The organism is Halopseudomonas sp., from assembly GCF_041579695.1.
Classification (GTDB): domain Bacteria; phylum Pseudomonadota; class Gammaproteobacteria; order Pseudomonadales; family Pseudomonadaceae; genus Halopseudomonas.
In genome coordinates, this window is sequence record NZ_JBFGFI010000186.1 from 1 (window position 1) to 2132 (window position 2132).

A 2132-nucleotide genomic window follows, 5' to 3' on the forward strand; every position below is an offset into this window, starting at 1 on the left:
CATATGGGCGTTGAAGCGCAGCAGGTTGCGCCCGAGGTAGGCAACACCGGCTTTCTGTCCGCGCAGGTCGAGATCCACCCGCGGGCGCTCGAACCTGCGTTCGAAGCGCTCCTCCGCCAGTCGGTAACATTCCTCGAGACGTGCCATCAGTCTATCCATGCAATGCAGTATAAACGGCCCGGCGACGATGCAGAAGCGCCAGTGGGCTCGCGCCTGTGTGCTATGTTCTGGGGAACATATGGAAGCAGGAAAATGCACCAATGATGGAATACACAGGTGAGATTCCCGGGCTGCTGGTGGCGTTGGCAGTCGGACTGATCATCGGTTTCGAGCGGGGCTGGCAGACACAGAACTTCCATGGCGCAGCGCGCGGCGGCGATATTGACCCGGATGTCGACAATGAGATCTCCCCCACGGGTATCCGTACCTTTACGTTACTGGGGTTGCTCGGTGGGGTGGCGGCCAAGCTGACCAGCGTTACCTCGGTATGGGTGCTTGCGGCAGTGCTGGTAGGCGTAGCTGCGTTGCTGGTGGTGGGTTACCTGCAGACTGTGCGCAAGACCGGCGATCTTGGTGCGACGACGGAGGTAGCCGCGTTGCTCACCTGCGCGCTGGGCGCAATGGCGGTGCTGGGCATGCAGCTCGAGGCGGTCATTGCCGCCGTCGGCGTTGCTGTGCTGCTGGGCTTCAAGCGGGAGATCCACGGTGCGTTGCAGAAACTCTCCAGGCACGAGCTGACCGCCTCGCTGCAGTTGCTGGTGATCATGCTGGTGGTGTTGCCGCTGCTACCTGATCAGGCCATGGGCCCCTGGGACAGCCTGAACCCGCGGGTTATAGGCTGGCTGGTGCTGCTGGTGGCGGGCATCGGTTTTATCGGTTATTTCGCGGTGCGTATTCTCGGTGACCGGGTGGGCCTGACACTGACGGCGTTTCTCGGCGGACTGACCTCAAGCACTGCACTCACCCTGAGCTTTTCGCGCATGTCCGCGTCGGACACCCGGCGCCGGGCACTGCTTGGCGCGGGTATCGCGCTGGCCTGCGGCACTATGGCACCTCGCGTTCTGGTGGAGGTGGCGGTTGTCAATCGAGAACTGTTGATCCCTCTGTTGCCCGGGATGCTCCTGCTGGGAATCATTCCGCTGGCGGCGATGGGGCTGGTGTTATGGCGCTTCAAGGGTGACGACGTTGAGCACAAGCCGGCGATGAGTAATCCGCTGGAGCTGAAATCAGCATTGCTGATCACCGCGGCCTTGGCGGCAGTGTTCGTGATGTCGAACGCGGCGCAGGCCTGGTTTGGCGACAAGGGTATCTATGCTCTGGCGATCCTGTCCGGTATCGCCGATGTCGATGCCATCACCGTGGCTCTGGCCAACCAGGCGAATGACGGCCTGTCCGGTACAGTGGCTGCTCGCGGCATCCTGTTGGCCTCGCTGACCAATACACTGGTCAAGGCCGCGATCGTACTGTTTATCGGTGGCTGGTCGCTGGCGCGCTGGGCCAGCAGTATCCTGTTGCTGGCGGTGGCTGCAGGAGCCACCGGCTGGCTGTGGATCTGATCAGATAATGCCGGCATCCAGGCCGGCTGCCATGAACTTGCCGAGCTCTTCCACCTGCTCGACGAAGCCGACATCCCACTCGCCCTTGAGCACCAGCGGTTCCTGAACCCAGGACCAGCGCAGCCCGGTGACGATCGACTGGATCGCTCTTAGCGTGCCGGTGCCGTCCTGACCGGCGCGAATGTACGCGGCACAGGGCATGCCCTGCTTCTCTTCCAGGACCGGGTAGTAGCAGCGGTCGAAGAAATCCTTCAGCGCACCGCTCATGTATCCCAGGTTTTCTGTGGTGCCGAGAATGATCGCATCGGCCGCCAGGACGTCGGCGGGTTTGGTCTCCAACGGCGGTTTGTACACCACTTCGACGGTATCGCCAGCGGCCTGGCGGGCGGCAGTGAGTGTTGACTCGGCCAGGTGCCGGGTGTTGTCCGAGGGCGCATGGGCGACGATAAGCAATGTCTTGTTGGTCATCGGTATGTCTCCTGTTGCTTTGACGGCATGGCGGCAGCTGTCAGCGCGAGCCCCAGACCCGGGCCACGGCGCGCTCGGAGCCGAGCCAGGCGACCACCACAGCGAAAA

Annotated in this window: 2 protein-coding genes and 1 pseudogene; 1 reads left to right on the forward strand and 2 read right to left on the reverse strand. The window is 62.6% G+C overall.

Going from position 1 to position 2132, the window contains the following annotated elements; translation table 11 throughout:
• Positions 1-159: pseudogene (locus ABYA88_RS16215) on the reverse strand (SprT family protein); the annotation flags it as partial.
• A 101-nt stretch (positions 160-260) separates the two neighbouring features.
• Here ABYA88_RS16215 and ABYA88_RS16220 point away from each other — a divergent pair.
• The gene (locus ABYA88_RS16220; RefSeq protein ID WP_373188420.1) at positions 261-1556 is read left to right on the forward strand and encodes an MgtC/SapB family protein; all 1296 of its coding nucleotides are present in this window, start codon (positions 261-263) and stop codon (positions 1554-1556) included.
• Here ABYA88_RS16220 and ABYA88_RS16225 read toward each other — a convergent pair whose 3' ends face one another.
• Complete coding sequence (locus ABYA88_RS16225) at positions 1557-2024, reverse strand: flavodoxin family protein (protein ID WP_373188421.1); 468 nt, start codon at positions 2022-2024, stop codon at positions 1557-1559.
• Positions 2025-2132 lie beyond the last annotated feature (108 nt).

Bases quoted from the DNA above. Each gene is read 5' to 3' on its own strand.
- ABYA88_RS16220 (WP_373188420.1), top strand. From the start codon at position 261: ATGATGGAATACACAGGTGAGATTCCCGGGCTGCTGGTGGCGTTGGCA.
- ABYA88_RS16225 (WP_373188421.1), bottom strand. From the start codon at position 2,024: ATGACCAACAAGACATTGCTTATCGTCGCCCATGCGCCCTCGGACAAC.